This is a genomic window from Vibrio sp. H11 (assembly GCF_004804295.1).
GTDB classification, from domain to species: Bacteria; Pseudomonadota; Gammaproteobacteria; order Enterobacterales; family Vibrionaceae; genus Vibrio; species Vibrio ostreae.
The window spans coordinates 50,149-76,295 of record NZ_SSHN01000009.1 but is presented as its reverse complement, the minus strand read 5'-3'; the positions used below and the strand labels follow the sequence as shown (position 1 = coordinate 76,295).

Here is a 26,147-nt window from a genome sequence, read left to right as displayed (position 1 = left end):
AATGGAAAGAAATATCTTTTCTATCCTATAACTAATTAATCGCTGATTTCTATCGTTACAGAATCATTAATATTAATTACACCAGTTGTATTGGAATTGTTGTCATAAAATTTTAACTCAATATTTTCGCCCTCGCGGATGATTTTTTGATCCGATGTCACACTCCAATCGGACGGGATCGATTGAATAATATACACACCCTGCTCCGTTTCACTTTTTGTAACAGTTATTTGTCTTCCATCAACAAAAAGTGAACATTGTGGCGTCGCAATGCATTTTTGGGTAGATACATCCTGAAATGTGATCGTTCGCCAAAAAAAAGCCACGGTCAAAATAGCTAATGTGATGACGATTTGAGTCAGTCTGAGCTTAGTGAGCTTTTCAGCTGCCATATTCGTGAGTTCCTCGTGCAACAAACTTCAAAGTTTTGAAATAAAAGGCCAAATCCAGACGGATAGTAAGGTTACTGCGCTGTCATTGAATTGTTAATTGCAGTATAGTTATTGCTTGAAAATGCACCTTTTTTTAAAGCCAACAATAGTGATTAAGGTCATGAAAATGCTTTAATTTTTATTGTTAACTTGGGGCGCATTACGACATATGTCGTGTTGGAAGTAAAGTGTAGTTAATTAGACATTGGAAGCATGCAAAATGAGCCAAGAACAGCAGCTTGAGCAAAACTACAACTATACAGTCGTCCGTCAGTTTACCCTGGTTACCATTCTTTGGGGCATTGTCGGCATGGGTGTGGGTGTTTTGATCGCCGCTCAATTAGTATGGCCACAGCTAAACTTTGATACGCCGTGGTTGACGTACAGTCGCTTACGTCCTCTGCATACTAATGCGGTTATTTTCGCGTTTGGTACCAGTGCACTGTTCGCAACATCTTATTATGTTGTTCAGCGCACCTGTCAAACTCGTCTTTTTGGTGGCGCGCTTGTCCCGTTTACGTTTTGGGGATGGCAAGCAATCATTGTGTCTGCCGCAATTACTCTGCCTTTGGGTTATACCTCAGGTAAAGAATATGCGGAACTTGAATGGCCTATCGATATCGCGATTGCGCTCGTATGGGTCTCTTACGCGGTGGTGTTCTTTGGCACACTGGTCAAGCGTAAGACCTCTCATATTTACGTAGCAAACTGGTTCTTCGGTGCGTTTATTATTACTGTTGCCGTTCTGCATATCGTGAATAGTATGGCTATTCCGGTGTCCATGGGTAAATCGTACTCGATTTATTCCGGTGCTGTCGATGCAATGGTTCAGTGGTGGTACGGCCACAATGCGGTAGGATTCCTTCTTACAGCGGGTTTCCTTGGAATGATGTATTACTTCGTTCCGAAACAAGCTGAGCGTCCCGTTTACTCTTACCGTTTGTCAATCGTTCACTTCTGGGCCCTGATCTCGCTGTACATCTGGGCAGGCCCTCACCATCTACACTACACGGCACTGCCAGATTGGACTCAGTCTCTGGGTATGGTGATGTCGCTTGTTCTGTTCGCACCTTCATGGGGCGGCATGATCAACGGTATCATGACGCTGTCCGGAGCATGGCATAAGTTACGTTATGACCCTATTCTGCGATTCCTGATTGTATCACTGTCTTTCTACGGCATGTCGACCTTCGAAGGCCCGATGATGTCAATTAAGACGGTCAATGCTCTGTCTCACTACACTGACTGGACGATTGGTCACGTTCACTCTGGCGCGTTGGGCTGGGTTGCGATGGTTTCGATCGGTTCGGTTTATCACCTGATTCCTCGCCTGTTCGGCCAGGAACGTATGTACTCTATGGGTCTGGTCAATGCTCACTTCTGGCTGGCAACGATCGGTACCGTGTTGTACATCGTCGCGATGTGGATCTCTGGTGTAATGCAAGGCCTGATGTGGCGTGCCGTTAACTCCGACGGTACACTGACTTACAGCTTTGTCGAGTCAGTTCAGGCCTCTTACCCGTTCTATACCATACGCTTTATTGGTGGCTTTATCTTCCTGTCAGGCATGTTCCTGATGGCGTACAACGCGTATAAGACGATTTCTGCACCGAAACATAGCTTGAAAGCTATCCAGCAACCGGCTTAAGGAGATTGAAGAATGAGTTCTAATTCTAATAATCGCCATGAAATTATTGAGCGCAATGTGGGCTTGCTGGCTATTTTCATCGTATTCGCTATTAGTTGGGGCGCCTTAGTTGAGATCACACCGTTGATCTTCCAAAAGCAAACCACTGAGCCGGTAGAAAATCTCAAGCCATATACTGCCCTGCAGCTTGAAGGTCGCGATATCTATATTCGCGAAGGTTGTAACGTTTGTCATAGTCAGATGATTCGTCCTTTCCGCTCTGAGACAGAGCGTTATGGTCACTACTCGGTGGCGGGTGAAAGTGTGTGGGAGCATCCGTTCTTATGGGGCTCTAAGCGTACTGGTCCGGATTTGGCGCGTGTGGGCGGTCGTTACTCGGATGAGTGGCACCGCGTGCACCTGATGGATCCGCGTGAACTGGTATCTCAGTCTAACATGCCGGGCTTCCCGTGGTTGGCAGACAACCTACTGGATGGACAATACACCCAGAAGAAAATGGAAGTCTTCCGTAATCAGTTTGGTGTGCCATACACAGACGAACAAATCGCGAATGCGGCAAAAGATGTCGAGGGTAAATCGGAGATGGATGCCATCATCGCTTACCTTCAGTCTCTTGGTCACGCAATGAAATAAGGGGTAATTATGGATATCGGTACTATTCACAGTATTTGGACCATAGTGCTATTTGTCTGCTTTATCGGCGTTGTTTGGTGGGCTTACGGAAAAAAACGTAAGGCTCGCTTTGATGAAGCAGCCAATCTGATTTTTGCTGATGAACAGCAGCCCCTGCAAAAAAACAAGGAGTGACTAAGTAATGACTACATTCTGGAGTCTTTGGATTACTGTCATCACACTCGGAACCCTGTTTGGCTGTGCTTTCCTGCTCTTTTGGTGTCTTAAAGACAAAATGGGCGTGGAAGAAGGCGTTGATATGGGGCACGAGTACGACGGTATTCGCGAAATCAACAACCCACTACCAAAATGGTGGACTTATCTGTTTATCAGCACATTCATATTTGCGGCGATATACCTGACTCTCTATCCGGGTTTGGGTAGCTTCAAAGGTGTTTTGGGCTGGCAGAGTTCAGATCAGCGCGTTCGCACTCTTGAAGAGTCTAAAGCGTCGATTGCGGCGGCCCAGGAAAGCAAAACGCTGGTGCAGTATGCAAAAGAGCTCGATGACGCCGATGCGTACTTTGGTGAAGCGTTTAAACGTTTGGCTTATCAGGAAGGCGGCTCTGAATTACGTCCGATTCCAGATATTGCCGCTGATCCGGATGCGCTCAAAGTTGGCCAGCGTCTGTTCCTACAGAACTGCTCCCAGTGTCATGCTTCCGACGCGCGCGGTCAAACCGGCTTCCCTAACCTGACTGACAATGCGTGGTTGTATGGCGGTGAGCCTGCTGCGATCGTGACTACGATTCGTCATGGCCGTATCGGTCAGATGCCAGCTTGGAAAGATGCATTGGGCGAACAAGGTGTACAGGAAGTGGTGAGCTATGCTCTGAGCCTTTCTGGTCGTTCTGTGAATGCTCGTGAAGCTGAAGCTGGTAAAGCACGCTTCGTGGTCTGTGCAGCTTGTCATGGTACAGACGGTAAAGGTAACCCGGCTGTCGGCGCTCCGGACCTAACTGACCAGGATTGGTTATTTGGAGACTCGCGTGCAGCAGTGACAGAAACGGTCATGAATGGTCGTTCTGGTGTTATGCCAGCCTGGTTGGATATCTTAGGTGAAGATAAGGTGCAGTTAGTTGCTGCTTATGTCTGGAGCCTGAGTAATTCCGACCAATAAGTAACAACACATCACAGCCCCTTTTCAAGGGGCTGTCTTTCTCTTAAGTTATTACTTTCCCTTACGTTGTAGAGAACTTTTTTATGGTAAAGCCTTGGTATAAACAATTCTGGCCGTGGTTTCTGATTATCCTTCCTCTTACGGTTGTTATCTGGACTGTCATTACTATTATCATTTTTTCCAATAACTCCGTATCCCTGGTCACTGAGGATTACTATAAAAAAGGCAAAGGCATTAATGTCGATCTCAGCAAGATTCAGGTTGCCAAACAACTGGGTCTTAATGCGTCGGTATACTCCGACGGCAACGATATTATCATCGAGCTGAATAAAGGTCAGCTGGAACATTTCCCGGCATTGCAAGCGATGTTTGCCCACCGAACCCTGCCAGACCGTGATTTTTCAATACTGCTGACTTCAGATGCGAAGGGTCGCTATCGTATTAAACGTGACAGTGAACTACAGGGACCGTGGTTTATTGAATTAACACCGCATAACAGCGAGTGGCTGGTCCAGGGACGAGTGACGTTCCCTTCCGCATCTCCTACCCAGTTAATGAATTAATGCTATGAGTCATTCGTGTTATCACTGCGGTGAAGATGTCCCGGCGGGCACGGACTTTAAAGTCGAGATTCTTGGTGAGCAACGTGACATGTGTTGCCCCGGATGTCAGACCGTGGCCGAAACGATTGTTACCAGCGGCCTGGTTTCGTATTACCAGTTCCGCACCGCGCCGGCCGAAAAAGTGGATTTGGTACCGGAGCAATTGCAGGCACTGATCCATTACGACAACAGCGATGTTCAGGCAGAATTCGTACGTGATGATGGCGATCATAAAGAAGTGACATTGTCACTAGATGGTGTCTCTTGCGCTGCCTGCGCCTGGTTGATTGAAAAGCAACTTAACAGCGAAACCGGTGTGACGACGATTCGGGTCAATACCACCACTAATCGGGCTCTGCTGTGCTGGGATGACTCAAAAACTAAGCTCAGCCGTATTCTGAACCGGATTCACCAGTTGGGTTATAAAGCCGCCCCGTTTGAGGCCGATCAACAGGAGGCGTTTTATCACGCCACGATGAAACAGTATCTTTATCGTCTTGGTATTGCCGGACTGGCAACCATGCAGGTCATGATGCTGGCTGTTGCGCTTTATCTTGAAGCGTTTGGCGATCTCGACCCGGAATTCAAAAACTACTTTCGTTGGGTCAGTCTGATTTTTGCCACTCCTGTGCTGCTTTACTCTGCCTTGCCATTTTATCTCAATGCCTGGCGCAGTCTTCGTGGCCGTACTCTGGGCATGGATGTCCCTGTCTCGATCGCGTTGATATTTGCTTATGTGGCCAGTCTCATCGCTACGGTCACCCGGCAAGGAGAAGTATTCTTTGAGTCCATCTCCATGTTTACCTTCTTTCTGTTGGTTGGCCGCTTTCTGGAAATGCGTGCGCGGCGTAAAGCCGCGGCCGCGAGCGGGAATCTGCTTAAACTGATACCGGCTATCGCCAATCGGCTTGATGGGGAACAGGTTCCGGTAAAAACGCTGCAACCCGGCGAGCAAATTCGGGTTTTACCCGGTGAGCATATCCCGGCTGACGGAAAAATCCTCACCAGCCGCATCCACGTTGACGAGTCCATGTTGACCGGTGAATCACTCCCGGTGGTAAAACAGCCTGGTGATTCGGTCTTTGCCGGCACGCTCAATGGTGAAGAGGCGTTTGAACTGGAAGTGACCGCGACAAAAAATGATTCCGTGATCTCGAATATTGTGCGCTTGCAGGACGCCGCGCAGTCATCGAAACCCAGAATTGCGGAGCTCGCCGACATCGTCGCGCGCTATTTCGTTGCGATTATTTTACTGATTGCGGCGGCAACCTGGTTATTCTGGCATCAGACTCATCCCGAGGATGCGTTTTGGATCATGTTATCGGTTCTGGTAGCGACCTGTCCGTGTGCCCTGTCACTGGCGACACCCACCGCCTTGACCTGCGCGACTTCCCGCATGGGAGGCTTTGGTCTTTTACTGCGTAAAAGCCATGTATTTGAAACCCTGTGTAAGGTCAATCATCTGGTCGTCGATAAAACCGGCACCCTGACTCGGGGTAAAATTGAGCTGCGTGATACCCGCGTGTATTCGGACTGGTCACAACAGCAATGCCTGGCGATTGCGGCCGCGCTAGAGCAACACGCGAATCATCCGCTGGCCACAGCATTCCATCCTTACCGCGATGAGAACGTTACTGTCACTGGCGTCGGTAATGTCATTGGCTCAGGACTGCAAGGTCTGTTTGATGGCCAGCCAGTCGCCATTGGTAACGCCCGTTTTGTCCTCGGCACTGACAATCACCAGGACGTAAATGCGGTTTATCTGGCGATTAACGGTGAACATGCCGCTACCTTCTATTACCAGGATCCGATTCGTAAAGAGGCCGGTCCGTTTATCGAGCAACTCCATCAGGCAGGCATCAAAATCACTCTGTTAACCGGTGATTCTCAGGCTAATGCGGCACTTGTTGCCGATCAACTAGGGATTGATCAGGTGATATCGGGGGCGAAACCTGAAGATAAACTGGCCAGCCTGAATCAGATAAATCTGCATGATATCACCATGATGGTCGGAGATGGCATCAACGATGCGCCGACTCTGGCCGGCGCGCACATCTCTGTAGCGATGGGAGGAGGGACTGATGTCGCCAAAGCGTCTGCAGACATGGTGTTACTGGGCGACAAACTGGATAAGTTACTTGAAGCGCGCAAACTGGCCATACAGACCCGGCGTGTCATTCGCGAAAACCTGGCCTGGTCGTTAGGTTACAATCTGTTAATTCTGCCCTTAGCGGTTGCGGGGTTGGTCGCACCTTATATCGCGGTTGTGGGTATGTCTGCCAGTTCGATTATAGTAGTATCCAATTCGCTGCGCTTATTAAAAGATTCAGGTAAGTAAATGGAAAGTTTGTATATATTAATTCCTATCGCCATTGTGCTGGTTTGTGTGGCAGTGGCAATATTTCTTTGGGCGGTTAAAAGTGAACAATTTGAAGATTTAGAACGCCAGGGACACAATATTTTATTTGAAGATGAACAAGAAACACATTCTTCTACAGTTAATGCCTCGCCACCACTTTCTCACCAGAAAAAGACATCCGCCTGCGCAAAACAGGGACAAGATGAGGATAAAAAATGACGCCGGACTTTATCGGTGCATTTGTGATCGGGTTACTCGGTGCCGGTCACTGTATGGGGATGTGTGGTGGCATCGCTTCCCTACTGACTCTCAATCAGGCCGGCAGACAGGCCACTCCGTTACTGTTATATAATGCAGGCCGAATCCTGAGTTATATGCTGTTTGGTGCCATCATCGGCGGTCTCGTCGCATCCTTATCTACCCTGGCAGCTCTGAATCATGTTTTGGTATGGCTTCGCCTGTTGGCGGCACTGCTTATGATCGGTCTTGGTCTGTATGTCGGGCGTTGGTGGTTTGGTATTCTGAAACTGGAACGGCTTGGACAATCTGTATGGAAACACATTTCTCCGGCCGGCACAGCGCTGTTACCACTCAAAAAAAGCTGGTACGCTCTACCCTTCGGTTTTATCTGGGGTTGGCTGCCGTGTGGTTTAGTTTATTCCATTTTGACCTGGGCCGCGGTTTCTGGTGGATTTTTGCAGGGCGCATTAATCATGGGGGCCTTTGGATTAGGTACTTTGCCCGCGATGTTATTGGTCGGATTTGGTGCAACAAAAATAAAACAGTTGCAACAGTCTAAAATATTTCGTCATATAGCGGCAGTATTTATTATCACTTATGGTTTTTATACCGGCTACGGTGCCATAAATATGCTGATTACCTTAATTTAGGTGATTGATTTAGCTATACGTTTATTTTATCTATCCTTTGCGATTGAGGGATGCTAAAATATTGATGTATATCAAATAGTGAAGGTTGTTATGATTTCTGAAAAGCATGCTGCAAAACGCGTTCAATCCGGTGGTTGTGCCATTCACTGTCAAGACTGCAGTATTAGTCAGCTTTGCATCCCATTTACTCTGAATGAAGCAGAGTTGGATCAGCTTGACCAGATCATCGAGCGTAAGAAGCCCATTCAAAAAGGTCAGGAACTGTTTAAGGCTGGCGACGATTTGCGTTCTTTGTACGCGATTCGTTCAGGTACAATCAAAAGCTACACCATTACAGAGCAAGGTGATGAGCAGATCACTGCATTCCACCTGGCTGGTGATTTAGTCGGTTTTGACGCGATTACTGAAGATTCTCACCCTAGCTTCGCTCAGGCGCTGGAAACATCCATGGTGTGTGAGATCCCTTACGAGATTCTTGATGACCTGTCAGGTAAAATGCCGAAACTGCGTCAACAAATCATGCGCCTGATGAGTAATGAAATCAAAGGTGACCAGGAGATGATCCTGCTGCTATCGAAGAAAAACGCTGAAGAGCGTCTGGCAGCCTTCCTATACAACCTGTCGACTCGTTTCTCGCAACGTGGCTTCAGCCCGCGTGAGTTTCGTCTGACGATGACACGTGGTGATATTGGTAACTACCTTGGCCTGACGGTCGAAACGATCAGTCGCCTGCTGGGTCGCTTCCAGAAATCAGAGATCCTGAGTGTGAAAGGTAAATACATCACTATTCTGAATCATGATGCCCTGAAAGAACTGGCCGGCGTATCTTCAGATTCTAAGTAATAAAATCAATGATGTAGCTCTTTAATGAGCTACATCATACTTCTCCAACTTTCCTGTCTAAATTTCTTCAACCTCTCTGTTCAAGTGCGCTAAAGTAAATCTAAGAAGTCTCCTCACTCAATAAGGAGTTTTGTTATGAGTATCTATAACAAGATCTTAGTTGTCGCTGACATCAATCACGATGAACAGCCTGCTCTTGCCCGCGCTATGCAACTCGCCGCAAAAAGTAAGTCGCAAAGCCGTGTTACCTTCTTCCTGTCTATCTATGACTTTTCCTATGACATGACGTCGATGCTTTCAATAGATGAACGGGATGCTATGCGCAGAGGTGTGATTCATCAGCGCGAACAGTGGATGCACAAAGTCGCTCAACCTTATGTTAACGATTCGGTAATCTTTGAAGTCAAAGTGGTGTGGCATAACCGCCCTTATGAAGCGATTATTGGCGAAGTCTTTGCTGGCGAACACGATATTCTGATCAAAGGTACCCGTAAACACGATGCGTTGGAGTCAGTTATCTTCACGCCCACCGACTGGCATCTGCTGCGCAAGTGCCCGACTCCCGTGTTGTTGGTGAAAAATGCTGAGTGGCCTCTGGATGCTAATATCATCGCATCGGTACATGTTGGTTCAGAAGTCGAGGCTCATCTCGATTTGAACGATATCATGGTTGAGCAGTTGCTGAACCTGACCTCACGGCTTGGTGCGACGCCTTATCTGGTGAATGCTTATCCGCTTACGCCAGCAAACATCACCATTGAACTGCCGGAGTTTGACCCGACGACATATACCGATGCCGTACGCGGCCATCATCTCACGTCGATGAAGGCTCTGCGCCAGAAACATGGTATTGATGAAGAGCACACGATTGTCGAACAAGGCTTACCGGAAGATGTCATTCCCAAGGCAGCAGAAGAACTGCATGCCGCGATGGTGATTCTGGGTACGACCGGTCGCACCGGCTTATCAGCGGTATTTATCGGCAACACGGCGGAACAAGTGATCGACAAAATTAACTGTGACGTTCTGGCCTTGAAACCGCGCGGTTATATCAGCCCGTTGGATCCTACCCACGCCAGTTAATCTACATCTCGCTGCATAATCCGAAATCCTCAGGGAAACCTGAGGATTTTTGCTTTCAGGTTCCGATAGCACTAGCATCTGACAAATTTATCCGTATCATACGCACTTCATTTTGTTTTGAAGATTAAGACCGCAAGCTGATGACAGAGCAAACCCAAGAGTTGACCAAAGCTCAACAATACAATTTCAACAAATTGCAAAAGCGCATTCGTCGCAATACAGGTCAGGCGATTGCTGACTTCAACATGATTGAAGATGGTGACCGCATCATGGTGTGTTTATCCGGAGGTAAAGACAGTTTTACCATGCTGGATATTCTGATGAGCTTACAAAAAAGTGCGCCGGTCTCTTTCGAGCTGATTGCTGTTAACCTCGACCAAAAACAACCAGGCTTCCCTGAGCATATTCTGCCGGAATATCTGCAGGAACTGGGTGTTGAGTACAAGATTGTTGAAGAAGACACCTACTCGATTGTTCAAGACAAAGTACCGGAAGGGAAAACGACTTGTGCTCTGTGCTCACGTCTGCGCCGCGGTATTTTATACCGCACCGCAAAAGAGCTGGGTGCAACCAAAATCGCTTTGGGCCACCACCGCGATGATATCCTCGAAACCCTGTTTCTGAATATGTTTTACGGCGGCAAGATGAAAGGCATGCCACCAAAACTGGTGTCTGACAACGGCGAGCACGTTGTCATTCGTCCACTGGCCTATTGCCGTGAAAAAGACATCATTAAATATTCTGAACTACGTGGCTACCCGATTATCCCATGTAACCTGTGCGGCTCTCAGCCAAACATGCAGCGTCAGAACATTAAGCAAATGTTAAACGGCTGGGACAAACAGTTCCCGGGTCGTATTGAAACCATGTTCCGCGCAATGCAAAACGTAGTGCCTAGCCACCTGGCGGACTTCGATCTGTTTGACTTCAAATCGATCAACAGTGAATCTGGCGTTATCAATGGCGGAGATATCGGCTTTGATAAAGAAGACATGCCGGTACAACAGGTTGAAGATGAAGATTTAGTGATGGAATTTGATCCAAGCCTGAAGCTGGATGTCACTAATATCTGATTCCGTAAACGGAACATCAGATTTAGCATTCTGATGAATGGAAAAGGCTGCGAATGCAGCCTTTTTTGTCGAAAAATTTTATAAATCAACCTGATGATAAGCCGAGTTCAGTTCACTTGACCTGACATGTACTCATTCAGACTGACCTCAACAGTAACCACTTTGTGGCTTCACTTTTGAGCTTTAGGTAAGTACGGTAATACCCGCTGGGTCATTTGCGGCAATTCCATCCACCCTTCTTCCCCAATCTGCTCAAGTCCGACCTGCGCTTTACCGTTAACAATCGGCACCACGCCACCATTACTCAGTTGGATTTCACTGTCGAGGTGATTGGCAAACTCGAGCGTTAATCCGCTAACATCTGGCGTAAACCAACTGGCAAACATACCACCTAAGTCTTCCAACATGCTCTGCATTTGCGGCAGCAAAGATTCAATTTCACTGTAATTGACACGGCCCTGGAGCGGCTGTTTGGTCATGACAACCATCGAAAAATCACAACGTTGGTCATTGGGTGTGTCGACAAACACCAAAGGATTCGCCTGGCGTAAGTTGTTATCCAACGGAACAATCAATTCATTAATCGCGGAAGGATGAAGTTCTTCATAGTGCGCTTCTTTCTCCATCCAGGCCTTGTCTATGCGACAGAGCGTTTTGTTATCCGCATTGACGAAGAAAAATCCCACTTTGACATCTTTGTGATCATCTTCGACGTTATTTTTCATTTGTGAAAAGAGCTTGGAATAAGTGAACATATATTCCTGAGCCCAGCTCGTAACCGGGATACTGCTGCAGATCCCGGCCAGGAGAATAGTAGATATGGATTTTTTGATCATTCGCTTTGCCAGTAAGTCTCATTGTGGCGAATCATGGTCTGCAAATCGGTCACATAATCCGCTCCGCGTTCAGAGTACTTCAGCAAGCCTTGGGTTAAAGCCTCAGCGGTATCTGTGCTGAGCAAATCCTGCTCTTGCTGACGCAGCTGCTGACGAATTTTACGCAGCTCATAATATGCCGCGTTGCGGTTGACGTTCATAAAGTAGCGGTGAATCGATTCCTGCACCGATCTGAACTTAGCGACTTCGTGGGTCATGCCTTCCTGACGAGCCAAAGGCACTAATCCGCAGCCTTTAGAGTAACACCATTGACCAAAATAGTTATTACCTTCCACTGCAAAGCGTGATGTCCCCCAGGCAGATTCATTCGCCGCCTGGGTCAGCACCAACGCAGGTGGTAACACATCCACCCGGCGTTGCATGACACTCAGCCACTTCGCAGTGACTTTGTTGTCATTCATGTCCACTTTATATAGTGATGCCAAGTGCTTCGCATCCTGCTTATCTTTGGTGGTGACATTATTCTGATCGAAGTGGGTCTGGATACGTTTCAGAGTTTTTCGTTCTTTCACTATTCGGGCATTTTCCAGTTCAATACCCGGTTTAAGATAAGAGAAAAACGACTGCTTTTTCTCTGTCACATTACTGATTGCACTAAAATCCGGCGCATCACTGACGGCCTGTCCCGAATTTACCGACATCTCGACGGTGTCGCTCTCATGTTGCTTGACGTAATAAACGCTGCAACTGGCGATGAGAACAACGGTCAATAAAGCAAGAATCTTACGCATCAAACACCTGTGGATTCTGGTTCTGGTCATCGTCGCTATGATTAGAGGCAACGATCTTTAAACGGATACCAAACATGTTACGGTAAATAATACCTTTAACATGGAAGAAAAATGGTAACACAAAGACAAGGCCAATACCGTAGAACAACACGGCAGCGATAAACATCATCATCATCAGCGCATAAATCACCGCCAGTTGTAACAGCTTTTTGTTTACCGCACGCAGTGACAACCACAGCGATTGAAGCGGAGATATGTGCTTCTCACAAATCAGCAGCACGGAGTTGCTAAAAGCAAGAGAAATATACATAGACAGGATTGGAAACAACGCACTGGCAATACCCTGCAGCATCAATCCACACAGCGTGGCAATAATAACAGGTACAGTAAACTGCAGCCCTTTACTGATATGACGTGTTTTCGTCGCCAAACCAGCAGCATGACTCATCGCCATCAGTGACACCCCTGCATAGATCGGCGCGCTGACAACTTCGTAACTGAAATTCGCGATAAAAATAGCCTGCCCCAGCCCTTCCGGGAACTCGGCTTGCCCGGTGAAAACATCGCTAATAATCGAAAGATCACCAATTTGTAGCTTAAGTGCGATGAAAAATATGGCAAGTTGAGCCACAATCAGCATGACAATCGCAGGTGAAAAAGAAAGAAAATGCTTGATGGTGTGGCTCCAGGCTTCCTTGAGTACATCACCGATTTTCAGTTGATACTGGCCCGACAGAGCTTGCTCAACCGTTCCCCCTAAATTGAAATCTCTTTCGATATCATTGTTCATAATTGGCCCTAGATTGGCTTGCTGAAACACGAGTCAACATAATAAATCAGCAAGTCAGATACATTTTTTGGTCATTATACTGAAATGCTACAGAGTCTAAACTCTGAGTAACAAATGTGTGTTGCTTTCTGTACATTATGGTTGATAATTAACCGTTTGAAAGCATTCGAAGTTAACGCAAAGCCTATGGTAATTAATCTTTACTTTTAGGTGCAAAATTTTTTCTGTTTCAGAATAAGAAAACACTTTGATTTCGTAGTTTTGATGATTATGATTCGGCGATTATGAGCCTATGCATATAGAGCATTTCTCAATGAGCAATCCTTGGTTTTAATAGGGAGAAAAACAGACGTTGAACGAACGACATTCAGTAGATACACCAGTTATCCGTCTATCTGGTATAAGCAAGAGTTTTGATGGCAAAGAGATCATCAGTGAGTTCAATCTTGATGTGAATCACGGTGAATTCCTGACGATTCTGGGCCCGTCAGGATGTGGTAAAACAACCGTACTTCGGATAATCGCAGGTTTTGAAACAGCAGATGCTGGGCAAATTCTACTGGATAATCAAGATGTCACGTCGGTTCCTGCAGAGCAAAGACACGTAAACACTGTGTTCCAGAGCTACGCTCTGTTCCCGCATATGACGGTATTTGAAAACGTCGCCTTTGGTCTGCGCATGCAAAAAGTGCCTTCTGCAGACATTGAACCGCGCGTAATGGAAGCGCTGAAGATGGTTCGTCTGGCAGAAATGGCGCAGCGTAAACCTCATCAGCTTTCTGGTGGTCAGCAGCAACGTATCGCGATTGCCCGAGCTGTGGTGAACAAGCCTAAAGTTCTGCTGCTTGATGAATCACTGTCGGCACTGGACTACAAACTTCGCAAACAGATGCAAACCGAGCTGAAGCAACTGCAACGTCAGCTGGGCATCACCTTCATTTTCGTGACCCACGACCAGGAAGAAGCCCTGTCGATGTCTGATCGTATCATCGTGATGCGTGATGGTGTCATCGAACAAGACGGCTCGCCGCGTGAAATTTATGAAGAACCGAAGAACTTGTTTGTGGCTCGCTTTATCGGCGAAATTAACGTGTTTAACACTGTGATGCGGGAACGCCTGGATGACAAACGTGTACGCGTTGAGATTGAAGGCGTTGACTCTGTGGTTTATTTCGATCAACCGGTCAATAACGGTACTAAGCTACAGGTTCTGCTGCGTCCGGAAGATTTGCGTATCGAAGAAATCAAAGAATCGGAGTCAAACGGCATTGTTGGTCATATCACCGATCGTACCTACAAAGGTATGACGCTGGAATCCATGGTCGAACTCGAATCCGGCATGCGAGTGCTGGTAAGCGAATTCTTTAACGAAGACGATCCGGACGTGGACCACTCCATCGGTCAGAAAGTCGCGATCACTTGGGTTGAAAGCTGGGAGGTGGTACTCAATGATGAGCAAAAAGTTTAATCTTCAGAACGCGATTATCACCTTAATCGTCGGCTGGTTAGTGCTGTTTGTACTCATCCCTAACCTGATGATTATCGGTACCAGTTTTCTGACTCGTGATGAAGCCAATCTAATCGATATGACTTTCACGTTAGATAACTATGCCCGCTTGCTGGATCCCCTGTATGGCAAAGTGATGCTGCATTCGTTTTATATGGCGATTGTGGCAACGATTCTTTGTCTGATCATCGGTTACCCGTTTGCGTACATTGTTGCGAAGATGCCGCCGAACTGGCGCCCAATTATGTTGTTTCTGGTCATCGTGCCATTCTGGACCAACTCGTTAATTCGTACTTATGGTCTGAAAATTGTGCTTGGGACCCAGGGCATTTTAAACAAAGCGCTGATTGGCATTGGTTTGATCGATGCTCCGTTACGTCTTATGTATACCGAAACCGCAGTGATGATTGGCCTGGTTTACATTTTGCTGCCGTTTATGATTTTGCCGCTTTACTCCGCTATCGAGAAACTCGACGGCACATACATTGAAGCAGCGCGAGATCTGGGAGCAAATAAACTGCAGACCCTGACCAAGGTCATTCTGCCGCTGACCATGCCTGGCATCATCGGTGGTTGTCTGCTGGTTCTGCTGCCTGCGCTGGGTATGTTTTACATCGCCGACCTGCTGGGTGGTGCGAAGAACCTGCTGATTGGTAACGTGATTAAGAGCCAGGTGCTCAATGCTCGTGACTGGCCATTTGGTGCGGCGACCAGTATCGCCCTGACACTGGCAATGGCGGTCATGCTGTACGCTTACTACCGTGCCGGTAAATTGTTGAATAAGAAAGTGGAGCTAGACTAATGGGTAAGACAGTTAGATTTAGCTTTATGAGCTTGGTGTACTTGTTCCTGTATTTACCAATTATCGTATTGATTGCTAACTCTTTTAATGACAATAAATTCGGCATTAAATGGGGAGGCTTTACCACCAAGTGGTACCATGCATTAGTCGCTAACGACAGTTTGATGCAAGCCGCCTGGCACTCGCTGAATGTGGCCGTGTTTTCCGCCACTGCAGCAACGCTGATTGGCAGCTTGACGGCAGTCGCCCTATTCCGTTACCAGTTCAAGGGTAAAGGGATGGTCAACGGCATGTTGTTTGTCGTCATGATGTCTCCGGATATCGTGATGGCAATTGCGCTGTTAGCGCTGTTTTTGGTACTGGGTGCGAATCTGGGGTTCTTTACCCTGCTGATTGCACACATTACGTTCTGTTTACCGTTTGTTGTGGTGACTGTTTACAGTCGCCTCAACGGGTTTGATGTCAAGATGCTGGAAGCGGCCAAGGATCTGGGCGCCAGCGAATGGGTAATTCTGAAAAAGATTATCCTGCCTTTGGCCAAACCTGCCGTTGCGGCTGGCTGGCTGCTGAGCTTCACGCTGTCACTGGATGACGTGATTATCAGTTCATTTGTCACCGGCCCAACTTATGAGATCCTGCCACTTAAGATCTATTCAATGGTCAAAGTCGGTATCTCACCAGAAGTCAACGCACTTGCAACGGTCATGCTGATTGTGTCTCTTGCGTTGGTAATTCTTTCCCAGGTTCTGACCCGGGAAAAAGTCAAGTAAAAGCACCGAAGCAGGAAGAGCGCTTTCCTCCTGCTTCATCTTCATCTAACGCCTTAATTGGGCAACGTCTGGTTTGGAGCTAACGTCAATGAAAAAATGGACTACTCTTTTGGCAGGTAGTATGTGTGCGCTGTCGCTGATCTCAACAAATGTCGCGGCAGAAGACAATGAACTGGTATTTATGAACTGGGGACCGTACATCAACAGCGGTATTCTGGAACAATTTACAAAAGAAACCGGCATCAAAGTGATCTACTCAACGTATGAGTCAAATGAAACTTTGTACGCCAAGCTGAAAACACACAATGAAGGTTACGACCTGGTTGTTCCATCAACTTATTTCGTATCTAAAATGCGTGATGAAGGCATGCTGCAGAAAATCGACAAGTCCAAACTGTCGAATCTGGGTAACCTGGATCCAAACTATCTGAACAAACCTTATGATCCAAACAACGATTACTCGATTCCGCACGTAGTGGCAATTACGGGCCTTGCTGTCAATACAGATATGTACGATCCGAATGATTTCCAAAGCTGGGGCGATCTGTGGAAGCCTGAATTGGCTGGCCAACTGATGCTGATGGATGACACCCGTGAGGTGTTCCACATCGCGCTGCGTAAACTGGGTTACTCTGGTAACACCACTGACGACAAGCAGATTGATGAAGCATACGCTGAGCTACAGAAGCTGATGCCAAACGTATTGGTATTCAACTCAGACAACCCGGCAGCACCTTACCTGTCTGGTGAAGTAGGTCTGGGTATGCTGTGGAACGGTTCTGCAGCGGCAGCGCAAAAAGAAGGTCTGCCACTTAAACTGGTATTCCCTAAAGAAGGCGGTATTGGTTGGGTAGATAACTTTGCTATCGCATCAGGTGCGAAAAACGTCGACGCCGCGCATAAGATGATCGACTTCCTGCTGCGTCCGGAAATCGCGGAGCAGATTTCTCGCGACACTGGTTACCTGACTGGCGTGAAAGCATCAAACGACAAGTTTAAAGACATCGCACCCCTGTTCCCGTCTCAGGAAGATCTGGACCGTGTTGAATGGCAAGCTGCTGTTGGCGACAAAACTGTACGTTATGAAGATTACTTCATGAAGCTTAAAGCGGGTCAATAATCCCAATAAAATGAATGAAATAGGCAGCTTAAGCTGCCTATTTTTGTTTGAGCTGTTATAATCGTCGCTTATGCATAAACATGCTCTTGCCTGGCTAGGCTCTTACAGCAAACATGGAAATCTCATGAAAAGTAAACTGTATGCTGGCGCTTTATGTGCTGCGACTCTATTCACAAGTAACGTGATGGCTGAAGACCAAGAACTGTATTTCTACAACTGGTCTGAATATATTCCTAATGAAGTTCTGGAAGACTTCACTAAGGAAACCGGTATTAAAGTAATCTACTCGACCTACGAGTCCAACGAAAGCATGTACGCTAAGTTGAAAACTCAGGGCGAGGGTTACGATCTGGTAGTACCTTCGACCTATTTTGTTTCAAAAATGCGTAAAGAAGGGATGCTGCAGGAGATCGACCACTCCAAACTGAGTCATTTTGCAGACCTGGATCCTAACTATCTGAACAAATCTTTCGATCCGGATAACCACTACTCTATTCCGTATATCTGGGGCGCGACCGGTATCGGTATTAACACCGATATGCTCGATAAATCTTCAGTGAAAAACTGGGGCGATCTGTGGGATAGCAAGTGGGAAGGCCAGTTGATGATGATGGACGATTCACGTGAAGTTTTCCACATCGCATTGAGTAAGTTGGGCTATTCACCGAATACCACCAATCCAAAAGAGATTGAAGCGGCGTTCCACGAATTGCAGAAGCTGATGCCGAACGTATTGGTATTTAACTCAGATTTCCCGGCTAACCCTTATCTGGCGGGCGAAGTGTCGCTGGGTATGCTGTGGAATGGTTCTGCGTACATGGCTCGCGAAGAAGGCGCACCGATTGAAATCATTTGGCCGGAAAAAGGGGCAATTTTCTGGATGGACAGCCTGGCTATCCCATCCGGTGCTAAAAACCTTGAGGCCGCTCATAAGATGATCGACTTCCTGCTTCGCCCTGATAATGCCGCGAAAATTGCAATGGAAATTGGTTATCCGACGCCGGTAAAAGCGGCTTACCCACTGCTGCCAAAAGAGTTTGCTAACGACCCGAACATCTTCCCGCCACAATCGGTCATGGAAAGTGGGGAATGGCAAGACGAAGTTGGTGAAGCGGCTGCGCTGTACGAAGAGTACTTCCAGAAGCTAAAAGTAAATAACTGATCCTTTTCGATGTGTCTGGCCACGTCAGACAGCTCATGCTTATCAAACAAAAGCGGCTCGATTGAGCCGCTTTTTTACATCTGTCACCCGATGCTCTTATCAGGCGTGCTTGCAATCGGGCGCCTGCAGGGCAAGCAGTTCATCCACCAAACGTGGTACCTCAACACTGGCTTTACCGTAGCGTTTCTCAGCAAATTCCGTTTCAACCGCGCTGGGTTCCAGGTTAATTTCAATTGTATGTGCACCGTGCATTTTCGCATCATGTACGAAACCGGCTGCAGGATAGACGACGCCCGATGTGCCAATCGAAATAAACAGATCGGCTTGTTCTAACGCCTCATAGATTTCACCCATACGCAGTGGCATCTCGCCAAACCAGACAATATGAGGACGTAACTGAGACGGGATCTGGCAGCAATGGCATAAGTCGCCACTGACGAGGTCGTCTTTCTGTTCGATCACCTGATTGGTCACCGCACAGCGTGCTTTAAGTAGTTCACCGTGCATGTGGATCACATGTTCGCTGCCGCCCCGCTCATGCAGATTGTCGATATTCTGAGTGATGACGGTTACTTTGCCGTCCAGCTCTTTTTCCAGCCGGCCAAGGGCGATATGGGCAGCATTGGGCTCGATAGTTGCGGATTGCAGCTTGCGCCGGCGTTGGTTATAGAAATCCTGGACCAGCTCCGGGTTTCGCTCAAAGCCTTCCGGCGTGGCGACATCCTCGATGCGGTGGTCTTCCCACAATCCATCCTGAGCACGAAAAGTTTGAATACCCGATTCTGCCGAGATACCAGCGCCAGTCAGAATGACAACGTTGCGATACGGAAAATTCATACAACATCCTTTTATTTTACTTTTCTGCTAGCTTAGCACCGATACACCGACAACCCTAGAGTTGCGGATTAGACCATAGTCGGAATTTATCGTGGCCCTCGTCTGTTCTGTGACTGTCAACGTGCCTTAAACGATAAAGAGCAGGCTATGCCTGCTCTTTATCGTTTATCTTGTCATAACAGCACTTTGTCACTGACTCTATCATCTATTCCCGTTTACTCTTCGTTAATCGATGAGATCTTGTGAATAGCCAGGTCTGCGCCATTGAATTCATCTTCTTCAGACAGGCGTAAGCCCATCACAGCATTCAGAGTACCGTACACCGCAAACGCACCGATCAGTGCAACCGCAATGCCCATCAACGTACCCATCACCTGAACGGAAAGACTCACGCCGCCCAGGCCACCAAGCGCTTGCTGGCCAAAGATACCCGCAGCAATGCCACCCCAGGCACCGCACACACCATGCAGCGGCCACACGCCCAGTACGTCATCGATCCTGGTTTTATTCTGTATGTAAGTAAAGAGCCATACAAACAGTGCACCAGCAACGAGGCCCGTTACCAGAGCGCCCAGCGGATGCATCAGATCAGAACCGGCACACACCGCAACCAGACCGGCTAACGGACCGTTGTGGATAAAGCCCGGGTCATTTTTGCCTGCGATCAGAGCTGCCAGAATACCGCCGACCATTGCCATCAGCGAATTCATCGCAACCAGGCCACTGATCCCATTGAGTGTTTGTGCTGACATCACGTTAAAGCCAAACCAGCCAACACACAAAATCCAGGCACCCAACGCCAGGAAAGGAATATTAGAGGGCGCAAAGTTAGTGTGTTTACCCGCGCGGATACGCCCCTTGCGCATGCCCAGGAAGATCACCGCAACCAATGCAATCCAGCCGCCAACACCGTGAACCACAACCGAGCCGGCAAAATCGTGGAACCCTGCCCCCATACTGGTTGCAAACCAGTCCTGGATACCATAGTTGCCATTCCAGATAATGCCTTCGAAAAACGGGTAAACCAGACCGACGGTAAAAAAGGTTGCCAGCAAAATCGGATAAAAACGTGCTCTTTCGGCAATACCGCCAGAGACGATAGCCGGAATCGCCGCCGCAAAAGTCAGCAGAAAGAAGAACTTCACCAGTTCGTAGCCATTCCCCTGAGCCAGTGTTTCTGCGTCAGCAAAGAAGTTAGCTCCATAAGCGATCCAGTAACCGATGAAAAAATAGGCGACGGTCGAAATGCCAAAATCGGCCAGAATCTTGACCAGTGCATTGACCTGGTTCTTTTTACGTACGGTCCCTACTTCCAGAAATGCAAAACCTGCATGCATCAAAAACACCATAATGGCGCCAAGCAATAGAAATAAGGTATCTGAACTTTGGGTCAGGGTTTGTACGGCACCATGTACCTGACTTACTGTTTCATTCATTCTCGTAATACTCCATAGCAAAAATAAACGCGCACAAAACAAGTGCTACTCAATTTTTATCTCACCATTTTGGTGAGCGAATTATAATTTTCGTTACATGGAGCAAAATGTGTTCCAACTATAAACAATTCAGTTAATAATCATAAATTACATGATAATTCATTGTTTTATAATGATTTAAATGAATAAGTCAGTGGCACGAATATCGCGTTGCCACTTAATTGCCGTCGCTTAAATGCACCATATTGGATCTCTGGCACCAATTTCGAGCGCACAAATATGTAGCAATAAAGTTAATAACCTGGCTTGTTTGCTAAATGGCTGCCACTTACGAGCCATGTCATTTTGAACAACAGATATCGCAGCTGGGTAAAAAAAACACCCGGACAAGGCCGGGTGTTTGACTGGGATGTAAGCATACCTTACAGGTTTGGCCCTTTAGACGGCTTGTGAGGAATGTTACTTTTGAGCTGCTGCATGCCCTGGAACATACGTACCACCCAAATCGTAATCGCAAATAAGGCGATTAAAGCACCTAAATATGGGATTAATGACCCGACTGTCGTCAGCCAGCTGTGGGCGTACCAATATCGGTGAACCCCCATAATTAGTCCATTAGTGGTCGCCACCGAGACAATCAGTACCACAAAGAAGGTCAAAAACAAGAAGAAGGTACGAATCAGGCCATAGTAATGTGAATTCGCCACGTCACCATCTTCATTCTTGTCCAGGCGATAGCCCGCGTAAATAATCCCGATAACACCTGAAAGCAGACAGGTAAAGGGGGTCAGCAGGCTGGCAATATAAACAAACCACACCGAATTATTCTGGCTAGCGGGTCTCATGCTTTGGCTCCTTATCAACCGTTGATGCGTTGACAGAGGTTTCCGCAGGTTCAATCTGTCCCTGCTCTTTCATCTCTTCATACCACAAGTCATGATGCTCTTTAGCCCAGGTTTCATCGACTTTACCGGTCACCATGCCTTCCAACGCCCCTTCCATACCAAACAAACCGATGTAGATATGGAAAATGAATCCGCAAATCAGCACCAGTGCAGAAATCATATGCACCAGATTAGAAAGCTCCATATCACGTCGGGTCTGGCCGAAAATAGGGAAATCAAGGATCAGACCACTCGCTGCGACAAACGCGCCGACGAAAATTAGCATCCAGTAGACGATTTTTTCACCGCCGTTAGAGAAACCGGCGGAAGGATGCGTGCCCTTATGCTTGCCAAACATACCGCCGAACTTCATAAACCATTGTAAGTCCACTTTATCAAACAGGGATTTCTTCCACCATTTGAACAACATACATAACAGCAGCAGGAAGAAAAGCGGCCCCATATAATTGTGGTACTGCTTCGCGGAATAAACAATAAAGCCCCACACTTCAGACGGCACATAAGGTTTTAAAAAATGTTTACCGTAGACTAAAGTCAGTCCGCTGAACGCCAGAGTCAGAAAAGTAAACGCCATGCTCCAGTGCATCGCACGATCCAGCCGCGACCAGCGTTTAATTTTACGCCCGGTACGAGGCTTACTCAGCATAATTGGCCCCATCAGAACGTAGGCCAGGATGACCATCGCGATACTGCCAAAGATCGCAATCGCACCTGCCGGTGACATCCACTTCTCTTTCAGTATGTACCAGGCTTCTCCGGGAGCACTGATCAACACGCCGTGTTCCGGGCCTTGCGAAGTGGTATAGCCCGCTTCACCATTACGGATCTGACGCCAGTAATCTGCGCCGGCCAGTTGCGTGAACTCTCTTTGCGCCACATCAGGTTTGCTTTGCTGCTCAGCAAACGAAGGCTGAACAGCAAAAAACATCAGTGCTGTCAGCAAAGGCAGCACAAAATGCATGGCGCGCGTCATCAAATGTCGCATCACCATTAACTCCTTGTTGCGTCGTAAGACAGATCTTCTCCATCGCTCCAACCCGCGCCTTTTGCGCCACGCTCAACCACACGCTGACGGAAAATGTCAGAAACGGTTTCGGCATCGCCGGCCATCAGAGCTTTGGTTGAACACAGTGAAGCACACATCGGTAACTTGCCTTCGGCAATGCGGTTTGCACCGTATTTCTTGCGCTCTTCCTCAGAACCAGGTTCTGTCTCCGGACCACCGGCACAGAAGGTACATTTGTCCATTTTGCCACGCTCGCCGAACGCTGAGGTTTTAGGGAACTGCGGCGCACCAAACGGACAGGCAAACAGACAGTAACCGCAACCGATACACAGATCTTTGTTGTGCAGCACAATGCCATCTTCCGTATGCACGAAGCAGTCTGCCGGACATACTGCCATACACGGCGCATCGGTACAGTGCATACAGGCAACAGAGATTGAGTTTTCGCCCGGTTCACCATCGTTGAGAGTAACAACGCGGCGGCGCTGAATCCCCCACTCTAACGCGTCGTCGTTTTCATTTTTACATGCCGTGACACAGCCGTTACATTCGATACAGCGCTTGGTGTCACACATAAATTTCATTCTTGCCATGGTTGAGCTCCTTACGCCTTACGGATGTTACACAGAGTGACTTTGGTTTCCTGCATTTGGGTGGTTGGATCGTAACCGTAAGTGGTGGCGATATTTGCAGAATCACCAACAACGTAAGGCTGAGTGCCTTCCGGATACTTATCGCGCAAATCTTCACCTGAGAAGATGCCGCCAAAGTGGAACGGAATAAACGCCATGCCCGGTTTCACGCGGCGTGTCACCATGGCTTTTACATGAATACGGCCTTTCTCAGCGCCTTCTACCCAAACGTATTCACCGTCTTTAAAGCCAAGATCGTTGGCATCTTTCGGGTGCACTTCAACAAACATCTCCTGTTGCAGCTCGGCTAGCCAAGGGTTGGAGCGGGTTTCATCGCCCCCGCCTTCGTATTCAACCAGGCGGCCAGAGGTGAGGATAATCGGATACTCTTGTGAAACATCTTTGTCCTGAATCGATTTATACAGGGTCGGCAGACGGTAGATAGACTCCGCGTCATCCCAGGTCGGATAATCAGCTATCAGGTCACGACGCGGCGTGTACAGAGGCTCACGGTGCAGCGGCACGCGATCCGGGAAGGTCCAGACAATGGCTCGAGCTTTGGCATTACCAAACGGAATACAGCCATGCTTAATCGCAACGCGCTGAATGCCGCCGGACATATCGGTTTTCCAGTTTTTACCTTCGGCCGCCGCTTTTTCTTCCGGAGTCAAATCGTCCCACCACCCCAGATGTTTCAGCAACTTATCACTGAACTCCGGATAACCGTCCTCAATTTCACTGCCTTTCGAGAAGCTGTCTTCTGCCAGCAGGTTTTTACCTTCAAACTCAACACCATAACGGGCACGGAACGTACCGCCACCTTGTGCGACTGTTTTCGACGTGTCGTACAAAATATGGGTGCCAGGGTGTTTCATTTCCGGTGTACCCCAACATGGCCAAGGCAGACCATAGGTTTCTCCGTTGACCGGGCCGCCTTCCGCTTCCAGACTGGTTTTGTGGAAGGTATGCCAGTTTTGCTGGTGAGCTTTAAGGCGCTCAGGGCTTTGGCCGGTGTAACCAATGGTCCACATGCCACGGTTAAACTCACGGGTAATGTCTTCAATAACGGGTTGGTTGTTCTCAACCCGGATGTGCTTACACAACTGCTCATCGATACCGAGTTTTTTCGCCATCAGATACATGATTTCATGGTCTGGTTTGGAGTCAAACAACGGCTCAATCACCTGATCACGCCATTGCAGCGAGCGGTTGGAAGCCGTCACACTGCCGTAAGTTTCAAACTGAGTCGTGGCCGGCAGCAGATACACACCGTCGGTACGTTCGCTCATGACGGCGGCAACGGTCGGATACGGGTCAACAATCACCATCATATCCAGCTTCTGCATCGCCTTTTTCATTTCGACGCCGCGGGTTTGCGAGTTCACCGCATGACCCCAATAGAACATGGCACGGATGTTATCGCGCTGTTCAATGTTCTTTTTGTCTTCCAGCACACCATCGATCCAGCGTGAGACAGGAATACCCATGTTATTGATGGGTTTCTGACCCCGGTATTCGTTCTGATCAAAGCGGTTTTGCACCCACTCAAAATCCACATCCCAAACGCCACACCAGTGTTTCCATGAACCATCCGCCAGACCGTAGTAACCCGGCAATGTGTGCGACAGTACACCCAGATCGGTTGCGCCCTGCACGTTGTCGTGACCACGGAAAATGTTGGCACCGCCACCGGATTTACCCAGGTTGCCCAACGCCAGTTCCAATACACAATAAGCGCGAGTGTTGTTGTTACCCGTGGTGTGCTGAGTTCCGCCCATACACCAGACCACACAACCAGGACGGTTCTCCGACAAAATTTTGGCCGTTTTGTATACTTCGGCTTCAGTCAGACCCGTAACACGTTCGACTTCCTGCGGGTTCCATTTCGCCACTTCGGTGCGAATTTCATCCATACCGAACACACGCTGACGGATAAACTCTTTATCTTCCCAGTTGTTTTTGAACACATGCCACAAAATACCCCAGATAAAAGCAACGTCAGTTCCCGGGCGTAGTGAAATGTAATAGTCCGCTTTGGCCGCTGTACGGGTGCGACGCGGGTCTGCGACAACAATCTTACAGCTGTTCTTCTCTTTGGCGATCAGGATATGTTGCATCGCAACCGGGTGAGCTTCGGCCGGGTTGGAACCAATAAACAGGATCGACTTACAATTATGCATGTCGTTAAAGGAGTTGGTCATGGCTCCGTAACCCCAGGTATTCGCTACCCCGGCGACGGTTGTTGAGTGACAGATACGTGCCTGGTGGTCGACGTTGTTGGTTCCCCACAGCGATGCCAGTTTGCGGAACAGGTAGGCCTGTTCGTTACTGTGTTTGGCACTGCCCAGCCAATAGACTGAGTCCGGACCTGACTCCTGACGAATACGCAGTGCTTCGTCACCGATTTCGTTGATCGCCTGATCCCAGGAGATCTTTTTCCACTGACCACCTTCCAGTTTCATCGGGTATTTGAGACGGCGCTCACCGTGACCATGTTCACGCAGTGCCGCCCCTTTTGCACAGTGGCCACCGGCGTTAAACGGATGATCAAACGCTGGCTCCTGACCGGTCCATACGCCATTCTGTACTTCGGCATAAATACCGCATCCGACCGAACAGTGGGAACAGATGGTGCGCTTCACTTCTGTTTTCGCATTGTGATCAACGTCTGCGGCCTGGGCTTTTTTCAGCATTCCCGGCGCAAACAGTGATGCACCGACAGCGGCGCCACCAGCAGCCAGCGAAGTATTTTTCATAAACGCACGGCGACTGATCCCAAGCGGGTTGCTGTTTTTGCTCGTGCTGTCTGAACGTTTGGTTAATCTCATCGCT

Annotated in this window: 26 protein-coding genes; 16 read left to right on the top strand and 10 right to left on the bottom strand. The window is 48.1% G+C overall.

The annotated features are described in order from the left end of the window. Nucleotides 1-35 precede the first annotated feature (35 nt). A complete protein-coding gene (locus E6C74_RS14555; RefSeq protein WP_136486473.1) occupies nt 36-392 on the bottom strand; it encodes a hypothetical protein in 357 nt (118 codons plus the stop codon). A 259-nt stretch (nt 393-651) separates the two neighbouring features. Here E6C74_RS14555 and ccoN point away from each other — a divergent pair, with 259 nt between their 5' ends. The 11 genes from ccoN (at nt 652) to ttcA (ending at nt 10,721) form a co-directional block, all read left to right on the top strand. Next, nucleotides 652-2,079 (top strand): cytochrome-c oxidase, cbb3-type subunit I, encoded by a 1,428-nt coding sequence (gene ccoN, locus E6C74_RS14550; RefSeq protein ID WP_136486471.1) that lies wholly within the window; start codon nt 652-654, stop codon nt 2,077-2,079. Nucleotides 2,080-2,091: 12 nt separating this feature from the next. Further along, nucleotides 2,092-2,712 (top strand): cytochrome-c oxidase, cbb3-type subunit II, encoded by a 621-nt coding sequence (gene ccoO / locus E6C74_RS14545; RefSeq protein WP_136486469.1) that lies wholly within the window; start codon nt 2,092-2,094, stop codon nt 2,710-2,712. Between the two features lie 9 nt (nt 2,713-2,721). Next, nucleotides 2,722-2,886 (top strand): cbb3-type cytochrome oxidase subunit 3, encoded by a 165-nt coding sequence (locus E6C74_RS14540; RefSeq protein WP_136486467.1) that lies wholly within the window; start codon nt 2,722-2,724, stop codon nt 2,884-2,886. Between the two features lie 7 nt (nt 2,887-2,893). Beyond that, nucleotides 2,894-3,871 carry a cytochrome-c oxidase, cbb3-type subunit III gene (ccoP, locus tag E6C74_RS14535; protein WP_136486465.1) on the top strand — a complete coding sequence of 326 codons (978 nt, stop codon included), beginning with the start codon at nt 2,894-2,896 and terminating at the stop codon, nt 3,869-3,871. A gap of 83 nt (nt 3,872-3,954) precedes the next feature. Then, a complete protein-coding gene (locus E6C74_RS14530) occupies nt 3,955-4,434 on the top strand; it encodes a FixH family protein (RefSeq protein WP_136486463.1) in 480 nt (159 codons plus the stop codon). 4 nt (nt 4,435-4,438) lie between these two features. Continuing rightward, nucleotides 4,439-6,811 carry a heavy metal translocating P-type ATPase gene (locus E6C74_RS14525; protein ID WP_136486461.1) on the top strand — a complete coding sequence of 791 codons (2,373 nt, stop codon included), beginning with the start codon at nt 4,439-4,441 and terminating at the stop codon, nt 6,809-6,811. Next, nucleotides 6,812-7,051 (top strand): cbb3-type cytochrome oxidase assembly protein CcoS, encoded by a 240-nt coding sequence (ccoS, locus tag E6C74_RS14520; protein WP_136486459.1) that lies wholly within the window; start codon nt 6,812-6,814, stop codon nt 7,049-7,051. Then, nucleotides 7,048-7,722 (top strand): sulfite exporter TauE/SafE family protein, encoded by a 675-nt coding sequence (locus tag E6C74_RS14515; RefSeq protein ID WP_136486456.1) that lies wholly within the window; start codon nt 7,048-7,050, stop codon nt 7,720-7,722. Before ccoS ends, E6C74_RS14515 begins: the two co-directional genes overlap by 4 nt. A gap of 90 nt (nt 7,723-7,812) precedes the next feature. Next, nucleotides 7,813-8,565 (top strand): FNR family transcription factor, encoded by a 753-nt coding sequence (locus E6C74_RS14510; protein WP_136486454.1) that lies wholly within the window; start codon nt 7,813-7,815, stop codon nt 8,563-8,565. 135 nt (nt 8,566-8,700) lie between these two features. Beyond that, nucleotides 8,701-9,648, top strand: a complete 948-nt coding sequence (gene uspE, locus E6C74_RS14505; RefSeq protein WP_136486452.1) for a universal stress protein UspE — start codon at nt 8,701-8,703, stop codon at nt 9,646-9,648. A 140-nt stretch (nt 9,649-9,788) separates the two neighbouring features. Then, nucleotides 9,789-10,721: a tRNA 2-thiocytidine(32) synthetase TtcA gene (gene ttcA, locus E6C74_RS14500; RefSeq protein ID WP_136486450.1), complete on the top strand. Its 933-nt coding sequence runs from the start codon at nt 9,789-9,791 to the stop codon at nt 10,719-10,721. Nucleotides 10,722-10,891: 170 nt separating this feature from the next. On the opposite strand, the gene E6C74_RS14495 is transcribed toward ttcA, so the two are convergent. The 3 genes from E6C74_RS14495 to E6C74_RS14485 are packed head-to-tail and all read right to left on the bottom strand — an operon-like array spanning nt 10,892 to nt 13,138. Further along, entirely contained in the window at nt 10,892-11,557 is a 666-nt protein-coding gene (locus tag E6C74_RS14495; RefSeq protein WP_136486448.1) for a DUF2987 domain-containing protein, read from the bottom strand. After that, on the bottom strand, nt 11,554-12,348 hold the full coding sequence (locus E6C74_RS14490) for a glucosaminidase domain-containing protein (protein ID WP_136486446.1): 795 nt from the start codon (nt 12,346-12,348) through the stop codon (nt 11,554-11,556). The genes E6C74_RS14495 and E6C74_RS14490 overlap by 4 nt, the downstream gene beginning before the upstream one ends. Beyond that, on the bottom strand, nt 12,341-13,138 hold the full coding sequence (locus tag E6C74_RS14485) for a hypothetical protein (RefSeq protein WP_136486444.1): 798 nt from the start codon (nt 13,136-13,138) through the stop codon (nt 12,341-12,343). Before E6C74_RS14485 ends, E6C74_RS14490 begins: the two co-directional genes overlap by 8 nt. A 352-nt stretch (nt 13,139-13,490) precedes the next feature. Here E6C74_RS14485 and potA point away from each other — a divergent pair, with 352 nt between their 5' ends. From potA to E6C74_RS14460, 5 genes are all read left to right on the top strand, one after another. Then, nucleotides 13,491-14,606 (top strand): spermidine/putrescine ABC transporter ATP-binding protein PotA, encoded by a 1,116-nt coding sequence (potA, locus tag E6C74_RS14480; protein WP_136486442.1) that lies wholly within the window; start codon nt 13,491-13,493, stop codon nt 14,604-14,606. After that, nucleotides 14,590-15,447, top strand: a complete 858-nt coding sequence (potB, locus tag E6C74_RS14475; protein ID WP_206208419.1) for a spermidine/putrescine ABC transporter permease PotB — start codon at nt 14,590-14,592, stop codon at nt 15,445-15,447. The genes potA and potB overlap by 17 nt, the downstream gene beginning before the upstream one ends. Then, nucleotides 15,447-16,217, top strand: a complete 771-nt coding sequence (potC, locus tag E6C74_RS14470; RefSeq protein WP_136486438.1) for a spermidine/putrescine ABC transporter permease PotC — start codon at nt 15,447-15,449, stop codon at nt 16,215-16,217. Before potB ends, potC begins: the two co-directional genes overlap by 1 nt. Nucleotides 16,218-16,305: 88 nt before the next feature. Further along, nucleotides 16,306-17,337: an extracellular solute-binding protein gene (locus tag E6C74_RS14465; protein ID WP_136486436.1), complete on the top strand. Its 1,032-nt coding sequence runs from the start codon at nt 16,306-16,308 to the stop codon at nt 17,335-17,337. A 124-nt stretch (nt 17,338-17,461) separates the two neighbouring features. Then, the gene (locus E6C74_RS14460; protein WP_136486434.1) at nt 17,462-18,499 is read left to right on the top strand and encodes an extracellular solute-binding protein; all 1,038 of its coding nucleotides are present in this window, start codon (nt 17,462-17,464) and stop codon (nt 18,497-18,499) included. Between the two features lie 99 nt (nt 18,500-18,598). Here E6C74_RS14460 and cobB read toward each other — a convergent pair whose 3' ends face one another. From cobB to E6C74_RS14430, 6 genes are all read right to left on the bottom strand, one after another. Then, the gene (gene cobB, locus E6C74_RS14455) at nt 18,599-19,336 is read right to left on the bottom strand and encodes a Sir2 family NAD+-dependent deacetylase (protein WP_136486432.1); all 738 of its coding nucleotides are present in this window, start codon (nt 19,334-19,336) and stop codon (nt 18,599-18,601) included. Between the two features lie 215 nt (nt 19,337-19,551). Next, on the bottom strand, nt 19,552-20,772 hold the full coding sequence (locus E6C74_RS14450; RefSeq protein WP_136486430.1) for an ammonium transporter: 1,221 nt from the start codon (nt 20,770-20,772) through the stop codon (nt 19,552-19,554). A 422-nt stretch (nt 20,773-21,194) separates the two neighbouring features. Further along, entirely contained in the window at nt 21,195-21,617 is a 423-nt protein-coding gene (locus tag E6C74_RS14445) for a hypothetical protein (protein WP_136486427.1), read from the bottom strand. Beyond that, nucleotides 21,604-22,662: a formate dehydrogenase subunit gamma gene (locus E6C74_RS14440; protein WP_136486425.1), complete on the bottom strand. Its 1,059-nt coding sequence runs from the start codon at nt 22,660-22,662 to the stop codon at nt 21,604-21,606. Before E6C74_RS14440 ends, E6C74_RS14445 begins: the two co-directional genes overlap by 14 nt. 5 nt (nt 22,663-22,667) lie before the next feature. Further along, nucleotides 22,668-23,276: a formate dehydrogenase FDH3 subunit beta gene (fdh3B, locus tag E6C74_RS14435; RefSeq protein WP_136486423.1), complete on the bottom strand. Its 609-nt coding sequence runs from the start codon at nt 23,274-23,276 to the stop codon at nt 22,668-22,670. An 11-nt stretch (nt 23,277-23,287) separates the two neighbouring features. Further along, nucleotides 23,288-26,143, bottom strand: coding sequence for a formate dehydrogenase subunit alpha (locus E6C74_RS14430; protein ID WP_136486421.1), 2,856 nt, complete (start codon nt 26,141-26,143; stop codon nt 23,288-23,290). Nucleotides 26,144-26,147 lie beyond the last annotated feature (4 nt).